This is a genomic window from Bradyrhizobium sp. BRP22, assembly GCF_020194175.1.
GTDB lineage: Bacteria > Pseudomonadota > Alphaproteobacteria > Rhizobiales > Xanthobacteraceae > Bradyrhizobium.
In genome coordinates, this window is sequence record NZ_JADYVX010000052.1 from 25,899 (window position 1) to 38,872 (window position 12,974).

Sequence of the window (12,974 nt, forward strand, 5' to 3'; positions counted from 1 at the left end):
ATGGAGCGCAACGCAATCCGGGGTCATGGTTTCCCCCGGGTTACGCTGCGCTTCACCCGGGCTACGGCTATTGCAAGGTCGCGAGCAGTCCCGCCATCAGCCGGCCGCGCTCGGCGAGGCTGTCGACCTCGATATGTTCGTTGAGCGTATGTGCATCGGCGCCGCGCACGCCGAGGCCGTCGAGTGTCGGTACGCCCATCGCGCCGGTAAAATTGCCGTCGGAGCCGCCACCCGCGCTGCAATGCGGCAGCTTCAGCCCCATGCCTTCCGCGAGCGCACGCGCTTTTTCGTAAAGCGCCATGGTACCGGCATCCGGCTCCCACACCGGGCGGGTGACGCCGCGCGTCACCTTGAAGGTGACATCGTTCGTTGTGCCCGACAACGCCAGCATGCGCTCGACGCCGCGGTCGAGGTCGGCCTGGCGCTTGGCCATGCTGAGCGCCTCGCCGGTGCAGGTGGTGGCGACGCAATTGACCCATTGGCCGCCATGCACGATGCCGACCGAGAAGGTGCAGTCTTCCGTGGTCATGCCGTCGATCGCGAGGATCTGCCGCGCAAACTCGCGGATCGCGGAGCGGCCGGAGGAGAGCGTGGCGCCGGCATGGCTCGGCCGCCCGGTCGCTTCCAGGTTGAATCGCGCGATCGCGTAGCGGCCGGTGACGACGCCGTTGTCGGCGCGGCCGGGCTCCGGCACCAACACATACTTATTACGCGCGGCTTCCGCCTCGATGATGTCGCGCGTCGAGGGCGTGCCGACTTCCTCGTCGGGTGTGAACAGCACGGTGATCGGCAACGGCGTCGTGAATGAGGCGCGGATCAACTGCCGGATCGCTTCCAAGGTTAGGTAGTTGCCGCCTTTCATGTCGAAGATGCCGGGGCCGAAGCATTTGTTGCCCTCGCGCCGCCACTTCAGCTTCTCGATGGTGCCGACCGGGTGCACAGTGTCGAGATGACCCGCGATCAGAATTCCGGGCTCGCCGAATTTCGGATGGGGGAAGCGCGCGCGGACGCAGCCGGCAAAGCCCTGGCGGCCGGCGATGCGCTCGATCGTCGCACCTATGATCGCCATCTCCCGCGCCGCAAGATCGAGCATGCGTTCGACTGCAGCGGCGTCCCAGGTCGGGCTCTCGCATTCCACCCAGCTACGCAGGCCCTGCAGCATCACTTCGGAATCAAAGGGAAGATTGGCTGGATTCATGAGGTCTCTCTCTTCGTTGCTGCAGGCGCGCGATGACATCAGATCGCGATTAGCGAAATAGCCGGCGGATTTGTAGCGTCAAATGCGGGGAGCCGCACCATTCGTTTGTGTACATCCGATCTCGACGAAATCCGGATTGACGCAACACACGCTTGATGCAAGTCTTAAATCTGCAGGCGTTGCAGCATGTTAGTCCGCCTAAATAACGGACCATGTGCATAATGAATAAGCCGGCTTTGACCAGTTTCACGTCAGGAGAGACACGAATGTTCCAAACATCCAGTTGGAAGCGCAGAGCGCTGGCGTCAGCGTTATCGATCGTTGCGCTCTCGGTGGCGCTGAGCGCGCAGGCGCTCGCGGCCGGCAAGACCATCACTGCGGTCATGCATTCCGACTTGCGCGTGATCGATCCGATCATGACCACGGCCTACATCACCCGCGATCACGGCTACATGGTCTATGACACGCTGCTCGCGACCGATTCCAACTTCAAGATCCAGCCGCAGATGGCGGACTGGAAGGTCTCCGACGACAAGCTCACCTATACTTTCACGCTGCGCGACGGCTTGAAGTGGCATGACGGCACGCCGGTGACGGCGGAAGATTGCGTCGCCTCGCTGCAGCGCTGGGGCAAGGTCGACGGCATGGGCCAGAAGCTGCTGGACTTTACCGAAAGCCTCACCGCGACCGATGCCAAGACCATCACGCTGAAGCTGAAGGAACCCTACGGCCTGGTGCTGGATGCGATCGGCAAGCCGTCGTCGCGCGTGCCGTTCATGATGCCGAAGCGTCTCGCCGAGACGCCGCCGGACAAGCCGATCCCTGAGCAGATCGGCTCGGGCCCGTTCAAATTCGTGCAGGCCGAATTCCAGCCGGGCGTGAAGGCGGTCTATGAGAAGTTCAAGGATTACGTGCCGCGCAAGGAGCCGGCGAACTGGACCTCCGGCGGCAAGGTGGTGAAGGTCGACCGCGTCGAATGGATCACGATGCCGGACGCGCAGACCGCGATGAACGCGCTGCAGTCGGGCGACATCGATTTCATGGAAAATACGCAGCTCGACATGCTGCCGGTGCTGGAGGCGAACAAGGAGCTCAAGCTCGAGGTCCTCAACAAGTTCGGCTACCAGACGCTGGGGCGCATGAACTTCCTCTATCCGCCCTTTGACAACGTCAAGGTCCGCCGTGCGGCTTTCCTGGCGATGAAGCAGAAGGACGTGCTCGACGCACTGGTCGGCAATCCCAAGTATTACAAGATCTGCGGCGCGATATTCGGGTGCGACACGCCGCTGGAGACCGATGTCGGCGCCGAGACGCTGGTGAAGGGCAACGGCATGGCGGAAGCGAAGAAGCTGCTGGCCGAATCCGGCTATGACGGCACGCCGGTCGTGATCATGGCGCCGGGCGATGTGACCACGCTGAAGGCGCAGCCGATCGTGGCGGCGCAGTTGCTGCGCGAGGCCGGCTTCAAGGTCGATTTGCAGGCCACCGACTGGCAGACCGTGGTGACCCGCCGCGCCAGCCAGAAGCCACCGAAAGAGGGCGGCTGGAACATGTTCTTCACCAATTGGGTGGCTGCCGATATCGCCAATCCGATCGTGAATGCCTCGGTCAGTGGCCGCGGCAAGAATGGCGGCTGGTTCGGCTGGGCTGAAGACGCCAAGATCGAAGAGCTCCGCGACAAGTTCGCCCGTTCCTCGTCGCTGGACGAGCAGAAGAAGCTCGCCGCCGAGATTCAGAAGCAAGCCTACGACCAGGTGATCTACATCCCGCTCGGTCAGTATGTCGGCCCGAGCGCCTGGCGCAAATCGCTCACGGGCGTGCTCGACGGCCCGGCGACGCCGATTTTCTGGAACATCGACAAGACCGAGTAGGGCGCCTCAATCAAACGCAAAGCAAAAATGGCCGGGCTGAGCTCCGGCCATTTTCATTCGTGACAGTGTTTCGCATGCGCTCAGCAATGGCTCTCGCGCACGCGCTCCAACCCTTCATTCAATAGCGGCGGCGCGGGTTCCGGCGGGGACGCCGGCCTGCGCGTCTCACCTGTCTGCTCGCGCGGTTCCGCATCGTGTTCTGCCGCCTGTTGTTCCCGAAGATCGTCTTTCGCCATGTCGTCGCACTCCAATGCTGCACGACAACATTTTCGGCGGGGGAATGTTCCGGGCCTGCGCGACCACGGTGATATTTCCTGAGCTTACGGAAATGCAGTCATCGTCGCGAAATCGCCGATTGCCGTGCCGGGTGATGTCGAGGCGGCGTATAATGCGATCAGAAACAGCCTCGAGAGAATCAGAGCACCAAGGATGATTGCCAGGCGGCCGATCCAGGCTCTCTTGTCCGCGAGCCGATCCTGCTCCGAATTTGCCATCGTCACATCTCCAATCAATACGCGTTGAGATTTGACAGCCGCAAAATGCGGTCGGCGCACGGAGACTAGGTTTGGCTGGCAGATGTCGATGTGAGCTCAGCCACACCTGACAGGAACGTGATGAGCGAGAGCGCGCGAGCGCGTCGTCGTCACTTAACAACTCCAACGACGTCCCGCTATCACAGGCAATCAAAGCGTGCCGAGCTTGCGCTTGACGTCGAATCGCTTCGGACAATCTCGTGAGGAGTGCGCGTTGTGATGCGACGTAATGCATCATGGTCGCAAGGCGCCGCACTGACAGTGCTCGACATCAGGCGTGAGTGAAACGCGAGGCAATCATGGAAGAAATCATGGAAGAGATGAAAGAGTTGACCACGCATCACGCCGCCAAGTTTGCGAGATGCGTGGCCTAGTAGGGCCTGCTTGTGCGACGCTTTTTGCGCGGAACAGGTTTGGCATAATAGGGATTGACCACACACTGAGCCGCCCGGCCCGAGGCCGACGCCTGACACTGGGGGATCGAAGTGTAGCGACATTCGAAATAGTAATCCACGAAGCCCTGATAGACTTGGAGGCAGACCGGGTAGGCCGGATCATAGGTCTGCGCCTGCGCAGGTGCCGTCTTTAGAAGAGGCGCGAGCGCCAGAAGAACTAAAGCTGGAATGCGCATCATCATATCCTCGTCGTCTCGGTCGTGTTGTGCGGGGCCGCCTGCCGACACGGATCGCATCATCGTCATAGCCATAAGGCTGAAATTCAACAGCGCCTGATTCGATTGGTGCGGGCGGTGGGACTCGAACCCACACGACGTTGCCATCGAGGGATTTTAAGTCCCTTGCGTCTACCAGTTCCGCCACGTCCGCGTTCGTCGGGAGACGGATATCTAGCGCGTTTGGCGGCCGAGAGGAAACAGGATAATTGTCGCTGAATACATGTTATTTCAACAGTTTAAGGAGATGGAATGCGCGACATGCGACGTCTTGCGGATCGCGCCGCAAGGCGCTGCTGCTCCGTGCAGCCTCAATCCCGACATTTCCCGCTGCTTTAGCCAATCTCAACACTTGACCGTTTACCAAGGCATCATGTCCATCCGCACCTTCCGCCACCTGCCGCCGCGCGCGGCCGCGACTGCCGCGCTGCTTGCGCTTGGTGGTCTGCTTTGCGGCTGCGCCCAGATGGGCGAGACGCTCAGCCCGGCCTTTGTCGATCCCGCCAGGTACGATCTTTATGATTGCAAGCAGCTCGAGACGGAGCGCGCGACGCTGGCGACGCGGGCGGCGGAATTGCAGGGCCTGATGTCGAAGGCGGAGACCGGCGCCGGAGGCGCTGTCGTGGCGGAGGTGGCCTACCGCAACGACTACGTCTCGGTGCGCGCCCAGCAGAAACTCGCCGACGAGAATTGGCGACGCAACAAATGCCATGAGACGATCGTGGCCGCGCCGGCGCCCATCGTGCCGCCTGTGCCACCCGCGCCCGCGAGAGGCGCGCGTTCGTCAGCGCGGTGAAGCGCCGTCACGCCCGCCAGTCGTAGATCCAGTCCTGTCGCGCCAGCATTCGCCGCGGACCCATCGCGCGGATGATGAGATCGCGCGTGAGCGCCATTGGTCCGGTGAGGTGATAGATGCGGCCCTGTCGCTGCGCGGCGCGCCGCACCCGGTCGACGCGCCCGCGGCGCAGCCTCGTGTAGCGCTTCAGCGCGGCGGGAATGCCGGAGATGTCTTCGCCGGTGCAGCCGCTGAGGCAATCGGCGAGCACGGCGGCATCCTCGATCGCCATGCCGGCGCCTTGCGCGGCAAAGGGCAGCATCCCATGCACGGCATCGCCAAGCAGGGCGGCCGCACCCGCGCTCCATTCGCTGACCTCGCCCATCGTGAACAGCGCCCAGCGCCGCCAATCCTCGACCGCACCGATCAGCGTCCGCGCGGTGTCGGGCCAAGCCGGGGAGAACGCGTCCTTGATCTCGTCGGCATTGCCGGCCTCGCTCCAGCCCGGCCGGTTCCAGGTTCCCGGCACGATCGCGACCACGTTGATCCGCTCGGCCGCGGCGATCGGATAGGCGACCAGATGCGCGTGCGGTCCCATCCAGAGTTGCACCCGCGGCGAAGTGTGTCCGCGCGGCAGAACCTTCGCATCGAGCGTGCCGCGCCAGGCGATCAGGCCGGAAAACCGCGGCCGCAGTTCCGGGAACAGGCGGCCACGCACGGACGACCAGATGCCATCAGCGCCGATCAGCGCAGCCGCTACTTGATGCTGCCGCGCATCGCCGCGGCGCGCCACCACGGTCAGTTCCCCGGCGTGGTCGTCGATATCCTCGAACTGCCAGCCCAGCCTCAGTTCGATGTCGGGATGGTCCTCGACCGCAGCCTGCAGCGCTCTTTGCAGATCGGCACGATGCATCACCCAATAGGGTGAGCCGGCGCGCGCGCTTGCGGCCTCGCCGAGCGGCAGCCGGGCGATCTCGCCGCCGGCGCGCGCGCTGATGATGCTGATCGCTTCGGGCGTCACCGCGCGCGGGGCAAGCCGCGGTTCAAGGCCGAGACCGACCAGGACGCTGCTGGCATTCGGCGAAAGCTGCAGTCCCGCGCCGACTTCCTCCAGCCGCTGTACCTTTTCCAGGATGACGACACGAAAACCCTTCGCCGCGAGCGCCAGCGAAGCCGTCAGTCCTCCGATCCCGGCGCCCGCAACGACGACGGTGCGCGTGGTGGCCACGGATTGCTTAGGCGACCTTATCCCTCAGCACGCATTCCGGCGGACGCGCTTCGCCCGGAGCCAGATCGGGCGCGAAGCGATAGAGCGTCGAGCAGTAGGGGCAGATGATCTCGTTGTCATTGCCAAGATCGAGGAACACGTGCGGATGGTCGAACGGCGGGTTCGCGCCCACGCACATGAATTCCTGCGAGCCGATCTCGATCACCGAGACTCCGGCATCGTTATGGAAGTGCGGGACGACGTGGTCGGACATATTTTCACCTTGGATGGCAATGACGGACGGACGCAATCAACGCGATGCGGCATTGCGAAATGCCCGGCACCATACTGGCGGGTGGAGTTGATTCCTAGGGCCCCGGCCACTCATTTGCTCATGCAAATTCGACACAATCTTGTCGTCCCAGAGAAGCCCTTCTTTCGTCGGGGCTGTTGTGTCTTAAAAGCGGCACACTATTTCCAAGTTGAGCAAAACCCTGGGTTTCACCGGATGAAGCGAGCGCGGGTCAGCATAGGCGTGGCAGGGATGCTGGTGAGCATCGCCGTCGGCGCCGCGCTGTGGCCGTATGCCAGCGACGCTTATGCCATGCTGGCCGCGCAGGACGAGCCCGCGCAATTGGCCGACCTCCAGATCGGTTCTGCCTTACGGAATAACCAGCTGCTGATCGAGCAGCACATCGAACAGGCACTCGCCGCTGATGATGCCGATCTCGCGAGCAGCTTTCTCGAACTCGCGCGCGAGAAGAACGTCGCAATCAGCGATGGCTTGACCACGCGCGTGAACGATGCGGTTGCGGAGGCGAACTCCACTTCGCATGTCGCCAAGCGCTTTGCCGCCGGTCTGGTCACCGGCACCGCCGACGATTTTGCCAGCCTGTCAGGCACGGTGGCGGGCGATCTCTTTGTGTTCGGCGATATCAGGGATGTTGTGCGCGAAGGCAAGCATCTGGCAATGGGCGAAGAGACCGACCGGCTCGTGCTCGGCCTTGCCGCCGCCGGTCTTGCGGTCACGGCCGCAACCTATGTTTCCATCGGCGGCGTCGCGCCGGTGCGGGCCGGACTGTCGCTGGTGAAGGATGCGCGCAAGGTCGGCCGTCTGGGTGAGGGGCTGACGGCATGGGCCGGCCGCTCGGCGCGCGAAGTCGTGGATGCGCCGATGCTGCAGGAAGCGGTCGCCTCTGCTTCCGTGCTCCGCCCCAGCCAGACGATGAGCGCGATCAAGGCGGCGTTCCGCGCGGAAAAGGCCGGGGCGCTGGTCCGCCTTGCCAAGGATGTCGGGCGCATTGGCGAGAGGGCCGGCACCCGTGGCGCGCTGGAGACGCTCAAGATCGCCGAAGGGCCGAAGGATGTCGCGCGCGCCGCGCGACTGGCGGAACAGAAGGGCGGCCAGACCCGCGCGATCCTGAAATTGTTCGGCCGCGGCGCGCTGTTGCTCGCCGCCGGCACCTTCAATCTCACGATGTGGCTGTTCGGCGCGCTATTGACGCTGTTCGGCTTCCTGTCCTCAATCAAGGCGACCACCGAGCGGCTGACGCTGGCATGGCTGCGGCGGAACAAGGCACGGCGCCTGCGGAAACAACTCGCGATGGTGGAACGGCCATCCGACGTTGCTGTGGCGGGCGCTACCGCCTGCGGCTAGAGCATGATCCGGAAAAATGGACACCGGTGTTCCGAAAAGATCATGCTCAAACAAAGAGCTTAGATCATGATGCGATTCCTTCTAATCGCATCATGATCTAAGCTGCGATCGTTTGCCGGTCGCGAATCCAACAAATCCCTCAAACAACGGAAGACGCGATGCCGAGTTTTCACCACGGCGCTGTTGAGATCGCCTATCTCGACGAAGGCGAGGGCGATCCGATTTTCCTCGTGCACGGCTTTGCCTCAAGCAAGAACGTGAACTGGGTCTATCCCGGCTGGGTCTCGGAACTGCGCAAGGACGGCCGCCGCGTGATCGCGCTCGACAATCGCGGCCACGGCGAATCCACCAAGCTCTATGATCCCGCGCAATACGACATCGCCACCATGGCAAGCGACGTGATCGCGCTGATGGATCATCTCGCCATCCCGCGCGCAGATATCATGGGTTACTCGCTCGGCTCGCGGATGGCTGCGGTGCTGGCGCACAACGAGCCGCAGCGGCTGCGCTCGGCGATTCTCGGCGGCATCGGCATCGGCCTGATCGAAGGCGGCGGTCCGGGGGAGAATGTCGCGGTCGCGCTGGAGGCGCCGTCGCTGGAGGATGTCACCGATCCGGTCGGCCGCACCTTCCGTGCCTTTGCCGATCAGACCCGCTCCGACCGTCGCGCGCTCGCCGCCTGCCTGCGCGGCTCGAGACGGCTGATGACACGGCAGGAGGCCGCCGACATCGACGTACCGGTCCTGATCGCGGTCGGCAGCAATGACGAGATCGCGGGCTCGGCGGAAGCGCTCGGGCGCATCATCCCGCGCTCGCAGGTGCTCGCCATCCCGAACCGCGATCACATGCGGGCGGTGGGCGACAAGGTCTACAAGACCGGCGTGACCGACTTCCTGTCGCAAAGAGAATGATCTTCTACGCCAGGAGAATGTTCTTCTACGGAAATCGGACTTAAGCCTGCTTGATTTCCGGAAAATCCCGACCAATTGGATGTCACGTCTCTGCATGGCGGTTAAGCGAGGCTTATCCTTCACCGAACCGCACCGGGACAAGCGTCGCTTAACCGTGCTATAGCGCACACCGAAACGGGGGCATGATCCGGAAAAGTGGGACCGGTTTTCCGGACGGATCGTGCTCAGCAAGGATCACGCGAGGCCAGCCATGGCAATGCATCAGGTCAACCCGCAAGGCGGCAAGCTCGCCGCGCTCGATCCGATCTGGGAGCGGATCAGGAGCGAGGCTGAAGATATCGTTCGCCACGAGCCCGAGCTTGCCACCTTCATCTATTCCGCGGTGCTGCATCACGAGCGCCTGGAAGATTCCATCGTGCATCGGCTGGCTGAACGGCTCGACCATTCGGCGCTGTCGGGCGATCTGATCCGCCAGACCTATGATGAGGCGTTGCGCGATCAGCCCGACATCGGCAACGCCTTCCGCGCCGATCTCGTCGCCGTCTACGACCGCGATCCCGCGACCTCGCGCTTCATCGATCCGTTGCTCTACTTCAAGGGCTTCCATGCGCTGCAGACGCATCGGCTTGCGCACTGGCTCCTCATGAAGGGCCGCAAGGATTTCGCTTTCTATCTGCAGAGCCGCTCCTCGGAAGTCTTCCAGACCGACATCAATCCGGCCGCCAAGATCGGTCGCGGCATCTTCCTCGATCACGCGACAGGTTTTGTGTGCGGCGAGACCGCGGTCATCGACGATGACGTCTCGATCCTGCATGGCGTCACCCTCGGCGGCACCGGCAAGGAGAACGAGGATCGTCATCCGAAGATTCGCCACGGTGTGATGATCGGCGCCGGCGCCAAGATCCTCGGCAATATCGAGGTCGGTCATTGCGCGCGCATCGCGGCGGGCTCGGTCGTGGTCAAGCCGGTGCCGCACAACGTCACCGTCGCCGGCGTGCCCGCAAAGATCGTGGGCGAAGCCGGCTGCGCCGAGCCGTCGCGTACCATGGACCAGATGCTCAACGCCATCGGGCTTTGATTTCATTCGTATTTCGCGATCGTTTGATTGCAAATATTAGATTGTGCCAGAGCCGAAAAGGCTCTGGCGATTGCCGCCGTCCCGTCCTAAAACTCCGTCCCAAAATCATCGACCCGATTGGAGATCGCCCGTGGACGTTCAGGAAGTCAGGAAGCTTGACGCATATCTCAAACGCGTCTTCGGTAATCCCAAGATCCGCGTCGTGCCGCGGCCCAAGAAAGACGACTCGGCCGAAGTCTATATCGGCGAGGAGTTCGTCGGCGTCCTCTTCGTCGATGACGAGGACGACGATCGCTCGTTCCAATTCCAGATGGCAATCCTCGAAGAGGATCTGGCGGAGTAGACTGCGCAGGTGTGTGGGGTGGGCACGCTGCGCTTTGCCCGCCCCTACGAAATAGCTGGCCGAGCAGGCTTGTCGGTCAAGACCGTCATTGCGAGCGAAGCGAAGCAATCCACGCCTTAGCGAGCGGCACTATGGATTGCTTCGCTCCGCTCGCAATGACGTCGGTGTTACCCCTTCGGGCCGCGCAATTGCGTCGTCAGGCGGTCCATCGCGCTGGCGACGTCACGCCAGTGTGAGAGCCAGCTTCGTGGAAAGCGGAAGGTGAGGTCGGCACCGTCGACGCGGCGTTCGCTCAGGCACATGCCGGGTGTGGGCGTGTCCCTCGTGCAGCGGGCGCTGAAGGCAGGCGACGTCGCCGTGAACAGATCCTCGCCGCCATAGGGCGAGCCGTCGCGGAATGCGCGCGCCGTCAGGCCATCATCCGTGCTATCAGCTTGATCGAGATAGCGCGGATAGATCGTGCGCAGGCGGATGTCGGGGGCGAGCTGATCGTGATGCGCAGCGATCGAGACGAAGATCCTGTCGATCGGCTGCACTCTGTCCTCCACCGTCTCGGCGCTGACATGTTTCTGCGGCGCCGGCGGTGCGAGCGAGGGATAGGCGAAACTGAGATCGACGCGCTCCTGCGCGCCCGAGTGGCGCTGGATCTTCATGCGCACCGCCGCAGTCGGCACGTTGAACAGCGTGCCGCCGACGCTGACCGGCAGCTGCGATGGATCGCTCAGGGACACGGTGGTCCAGGTCGGCCACAACAGGTAGGTGACCAGCGCGATCGCGCCGCAGGCCAGGACGGCCGCGGAGAGAATCGGGACGATGTGGGCGCGCGGATTCCTGCGCGTGTCGCGCGCAAGGTGCTGGGCCGTCGAGAGCAATGTCATCGAGCGAGAATGGATTGGTTCGCGTAATCCCGAATCATCCCGTCAATATGCCACGTCGCAGCCGACGTCCGCATGATTTCGCCGAATCCGGCAAGCGGTGAGCCATGCGCAAACGCGGCGGCGCCGCGTGCATGTTAACCCTTTCTTAAGGATGATGTGGCGGCGGAGCGGCAATTTTGCCAAAGGAAGCGCGCGGTCTGTTGAGTAGCGGAAAGTTTGCCATGTCGCCCGATGCGCTGAACTCGTTCTTTGCCCTCTGCATCGGCTTCGCGTTCGCCGGTGCACTCGCCAGCGGCTATCAGGCAATGGCGCAGCGGCCCGCCGGCTTCGGCCTGTTGCAGGAAGGCGCGGCGCCGAGGACGTTCGCCGCGGTGCCGTTCCTGGTGTTCGCTGCGCCCTTCATCATCATGCGCAATACGCTGCGCGGCGCCAGGATCGAGCGCCGCCGCTTCGAATTCGTGATGATGGCGACCATCATCGCCGGCTTCTGGAGCCTGATGTCGGGCACCTTCTTCCTGATGACGCTGCGCGCCGCCGGCGTTCTGGTCTGAACGCTGCTTTCACCGCTGTTCCCGCAGCTCCAGACGCGTTTTCTCGACGCGAACCGGTGTCTACCCTCGGATCAAGTCCGAGGGTATGCTTCGCTTGAGAACGCTTTGGCCGCTCGCTTGAAAAGCCTTTGACCGCTGTGCCAATGTCGTCCTCGAAAGAGGAGACATCCATGGCGATCTACGAACTGGACGGGCAGGGGCCCGATCTGCCGGCCGACGGCAATTATTTCATCGCGGAAACCGCTGCCGTGATCGGCAAGGTGCGCATCAAGAGCGGGGCAAGCGTGTGGTTCGGCGCGGTGCTGCGCGGCGACAATGAGTGGATCGAGGTCGGCGAAGGCTCCAACGTCCAGGACAATTCCACCTGTCACACCGATCTCGGCTTTCCGCTTGTGATCGGCAAGAACGTCACTGTCGGCCACAACGTCATCCTGCACGGCTGCACGCTGGAAGACGGCGCCTTGGTCGGCATGGGATCGACCGTGATGAACGGCGCGCGCATCGGCCGGGAGAGCATCGTCGGCGCGGGTTCCGTCATTACCGAGGGCAAGGAGTTTCCGCCGCATTCGCTGATCATCGGCTCCCCGGCGCGCGTGATCCGGACATTGGATCCCACGCAGGTCGCCAAGATGGGAAGTGCGGCGAAGTTCTATCAGCTCAACGGACCGCGCTTCAAAAACGGCCTCCGCAAGATCGGTTGAAAAGCCGGACGCCCCGTCGTCACGTATCCTCGGATTCGTTTGCCTCTGTCGCGGAGGCCACCTGCTCGTGGCCCGCGGCCCACAGTGCATGTTGTTCGCTGCCGTCGGGATAGGGATTGGCCTCGGCTGGAATGTTTTCGCGCGCCGCCTGCTGCCCCTGCTCAAACGGATCCGGATCTGTCGTCATGCGTGACGTCCTTTCCTCAGCTTCGGCGACTTCGCGGCATCGGGTTTCGATTGCGCGGCGCTCTTGCGTAATGCATCGCGCAGATCGATCGGAATACCGTGTTTCTTGAGCAGGTCCGCGAACGCCTCGTCAGCCAATTCCTGAAACGTCGCCATCCTGTCGCGCCCGAGCTGCTTGAGCTTGTCGAACGTATCTTCGTCGAAAGCGATCAGTTTGCGCATTCTCGCACCTTGCATCGCGTAAGGTCCAATGGCTCCCCGACCGTTTGGTTCCGGTAGGGAACGGCCGGCTTCGGCTGTCGTTAGCGATACAGGATAAGGGAGACGCTTATGATCAGGAAATCGCTTGCGGTCGTCATCACTGCCTTCGCTGTTCTCGCGGCACCTGCGACGTCGCTTGCCCAAGGCGGTGGAG

17 protein-coding genes and 1 tRNA gene are annotated in these 12,974 nt (G+C 63.0%); 8 read left to right on the forward strand and 10 right to left on the reverse strand.

The genetic code is table 11. The annotated features are described in order from the left end of the window. Window positions 1-67: 67 nt before the first annotated feature. Window positions 68-1,198 (reverse strand): M20/M25/M40 family metallo-hydrolase, encoded by a 1,131-nt coding sequence (locus tag I6F35_RS36745; protein WP_225122514.1) that lies wholly within the window; start codon window positions 1,196-1,198, stop codon window positions 68-70. A 266-nt stretch (window positions 1,199-1,464) separates the two neighbouring features. Between I6F35_RS36745 and I6F35_RS36750 the strand changes: the two genes are divergently transcribed. Continuing rightward, complete coding sequence (locus tag I6F35_RS36750; RefSeq protein WP_225122515.1) at window positions 1,465-3,069, forward strand: ABC transporter substrate-binding protein; 1,605 nt, start codon at window positions 1,465-1,467, stop codon at window positions 3,067-3,069. A gap of 80 nt (window positions 3,070-3,149) precedes the next feature. Here the strand turns inward: I6F35_RS36750 and I6F35_RS36755 are convergent, their stop codons facing one another. The 4 genes from I6F35_RS36755 to I6F35_RS36770 all read right to left on the reverse strand — a co-directional run bounded on the left by I6F35_RS36755 (window position 3,150) and on the right by I6F35_RS36770 (window position 4,426). After that, window positions 3,150-3,305 carry a hypothetical protein gene (locus tag I6F35_RS36755; protein ID WP_225122516.1) on the reverse strand — a complete coding sequence of 52 codons (156 nt, stop codon included), beginning with the start codon at window positions 3,303-3,305 and terminating at the stop codon, window positions 3,150-3,152. Between the two features lie 84 nt (window positions 3,306-3,389). Then, window positions 3,390-3,563, reverse strand: a complete 174-nt coding sequence (locus I6F35_RS36760; protein WP_225122517.1) for a hypothetical protein — start codon at window positions 3,561-3,563, stop codon at window positions 3,390-3,392. Between the two features lie 409 nt (window positions 3,564-3,972). Next, window positions 3,973-4,233, reverse strand: coding sequence for a DUF3551 domain-containing protein (locus tag I6F35_RS36765; protein WP_225122527.1), 261 nt, complete (start codon window positions 4,231-4,233; stop codon window positions 3,973-3,975). A gap of 106 nt (window positions 4,234-4,339) precedes the next feature. Then, window positions 4,340-4,426, reverse strand: a tRNA-Leu gene (locus tag I6F35_RS36770). 219 nt (window positions 4,427-4,645) lie between these two features. On the opposite strand from I6F35_RS36770, the gene I6F35_RS36775 reads away from it, so the two are divergent. After that, on the forward strand, window positions 4,646-5,068 hold the full coding sequence (locus I6F35_RS36775; RefSeq protein WP_225122518.1) for a twin-arginine translocation pathway signal: 423 nt from the start codon (window positions 4,646-4,648) through the stop codon (window positions 5,066-5,068). Window positions 5,069-5,075: 7 nt separating this feature from the next. Here I6F35_RS36775 and I6F35_RS36780 read toward each other — a convergent pair whose 3' ends face one another. Further along, window positions 5,076-6,275: an FAD-dependent monooxygenase gene (locus I6F35_RS36780; RefSeq protein WP_225122519.1), complete on the reverse strand. Its 1,200-nt coding sequence runs from the start codon at window positions 6,273-6,275 to the stop codon at window positions 5,076-5,078. A 7-nt stretch (window positions 6,276-6,282) separates the two neighbouring features. Next, entirely contained in the window at window positions 6,283-6,528 is a 246-nt protein-coding gene (locus I6F35_RS36785; RefSeq protein WP_225122520.1) for a zinc-finger domain-containing protein, read from the reverse strand. Between the two features lie 234 nt (window positions 6,529-6,762). On the opposite strand from I6F35_RS36785, the gene I6F35_RS36790 reads away from it, so the two are divergent. The 4 genes from I6F35_RS36790 to I6F35_RS36805 all read left to right on the forward strand — a co-directional run bounded on the left by I6F35_RS36790 (window position 6,763) and on the right by I6F35_RS36805 (window position 10,243). Next, entirely contained in the window at window positions 6,763-7,911 is a 1,149-nt protein-coding gene (locus I6F35_RS36790; RefSeq protein WP_225122521.1) for a hypothetical protein, read from the forward strand. A gap of 158 nt (window positions 7,912-8,069) precedes the next feature. After that, complete coding sequence (locus tag I6F35_RS36795) at window positions 8,070-8,822, forward strand: alpha/beta fold hydrolase (protein WP_225122522.1); 753 nt, start codon at window positions 8,070-8,072, stop codon at window positions 8,820-8,822. 250 nt (window positions 8,823-9,072) lie between these two features. Further along, window positions 9,073-9,900 carry a serine O-acetyltransferase gene (gene cysE / locus I6F35_RS36800; protein ID WP_225122523.1) on the forward strand — a complete coding sequence of 276 codons (828 nt, stop codon included), beginning with the start codon at window positions 9,073-9,075 and terminating at the stop codon, window positions 9,898-9,900. Between the two features lie 130 nt (window positions 9,901-10,030). Next, on the forward strand, window positions 10,031-10,243 hold the full coding sequence (locus I6F35_RS36805; RefSeq protein WP_027583509.1) for a DUF3126 family protein: 213 nt from the start codon (window positions 10,031-10,033) through the stop codon (window positions 10,241-10,243). A 167-nt stretch (window positions 10,244-10,410) separates the two neighbouring features. On the opposite strand, the gene I6F35_RS36810 is transcribed toward I6F35_RS36805, so the two are convergent. Then, window positions 10,411-11,121, reverse strand: coding sequence for a hypothetical protein (locus I6F35_RS36810; protein WP_225122524.1), 711 nt, complete (start codon window positions 11,119-11,121; stop codon window positions 10,411-10,413). Window positions 11,122-11,342: 221 nt separating this feature from the next. Here I6F35_RS36810 and I6F35_RS36815 point away from each other — a divergent pair, with 221 nt between their 5' ends. After that, on the forward strand, window positions 11,343-11,672 hold the full coding sequence (locus I6F35_RS36815; RefSeq protein WP_225122528.1) for a hypothetical protein: 330 nt from the start codon (window positions 11,343-11,345) through the stop codon (window positions 11,670-11,672). A 170-nt stretch (window positions 11,673-11,842) separates the two neighbouring features. Next, entirely contained in the window at window positions 11,843-12,373 is a 531-nt protein-coding gene (locus tag I6F35_RS36820; RefSeq protein ID WP_225122525.1) for a gamma carbonic anhydrase family protein, read from the forward strand. A gap of 19 nt (window positions 12,374-12,392) precedes the next feature. Here the strand turns inward: I6F35_RS36820 and I6F35_RS36825 are convergent, their stop codons facing one another. After that, window positions 12,393-12,560: a hypothetical protein gene (locus I6F35_RS36825; protein ID WP_201449764.1), complete on the reverse strand. Its 168-nt coding sequence runs from the start codon at window positions 12,558-12,560 to the stop codon at window positions 12,393-12,395. Next, on the reverse strand, window positions 12,557-12,781 hold the full coding sequence (locus I6F35_RS36830; RefSeq protein WP_225122529.1) for a hypothetical protein: 225 nt from the start codon (window positions 12,779-12,781) through the stop codon (window positions 12,557-12,559). The genes I6F35_RS36825 and I6F35_RS36830 overlap by 4 nt, the downstream gene beginning before the upstream one ends. Between the last annotated feature and the right edge of the window lie 193 nt (window positions 12,782-12,974).

Bases quoted from the DNA above. Each gene is read 5' to 3' on its own strand.
- I6F35_RS36745 (WP_225122514.1), bottom strand. From the start codon at position 1,198: ATGAATCCAGCCAATCTTCCCTTTGATTCCGAAGTGATGCTGCAGGGC.
- I6F35_RS36750 (WP_225122515.1), top strand. From the start codon at position 1,465: ATGTTCCAAACATCCAGTTGGAAGCGCAGAGCGCTGGCGTCAGCGTTA.
- I6F35_RS36755 (WP_225122516.1), bottom strand. From the start codon at position 3,305: ATGGCGAAAGACGATCTTCGGGAACAACAGGCGGCAGAACACGATGCG.
- I6F35_RS36760 (WP_225122517.1), bottom strand. From the start codon at position 3,563: ATGGCAAATTCGGAGCAGGATCGGCTCGCGGACAAGAGAGCCTGGATC.
- I6F35_RS36765 (WP_225122527.1), bottom strand. From the start codon at position 4,233: ATGCGCATTCCAGCTTTAGTTCTTCTGGCGCTCGCGCCTCTTCTAAAG.
- I6F35_RS36775 (WP_225122518.1), top strand. From the start codon at position 4,646: ATGTCCATCCGCACCTTCCGCCACCTGCCGCCGCGCGCGGCCGCGACT.
- I6F35_RS36785 (WP_225122520.1), bottom strand. From the start codon at position 6,528: ATGTCCGACCACGTCGTCCCGCACTTCCATAACGATGCCGGAGTCTCG.
- I6F35_RS36790 (WP_225122521.1), top strand. From the start codon at position 6,763: ATGAAGCGAGCGCGGGTCAGCATAGGCGTGGCAGGGATGCTGGTGAGC.
- I6F35_RS36795 (WP_225122522.1), top strand. From the start codon at position 8,070: ATGCCGAGTTTTCACCACGGCGCTGTTGAGATCGCCTATCTCGACGAA.
- cysE (WP_225122523.1), top strand. From the start codon at position 9,073: ATGGCAATGCATCAGGTCAACCCGCAAGGCGGCAAGCTCGCCGCGCTC.
- I6F35_RS36810 (WP_225122524.1), bottom strand. From the start codon at position 11,121: ATGACATTGCTCTCGACGGCCCAGCACCTTGCGCGCGACACGCGCAGG.
- I6F35_RS36815 (WP_225122528.1), top strand. From the start codon at position 11,343: ATGTCGCCCGATGCGCTGAACTCGTTCTTTGCCCTCTGCATCGGCTTC.
- I6F35_RS36820 (WP_225122525.1), top strand. From the start codon at position 11,843: ATGGCGATCTACGAACTGGACGGGCAGGGGCCCGATCTGCCGGCCGAC.
- I6F35_RS36825 (WP_201449764.1), bottom strand. From the start codon at position 12,560: ATGACGACAGATCCGGATCCGTTTGAGCAGGGGCAGCAGGCGGCGCGC.
- I6F35_RS36830 (WP_225122529.1), bottom strand. From the start codon at position 12,781: ATGCGCAAACTGATCGCTTTCGACGAAGATACGTTCGACAAGCTCAAG.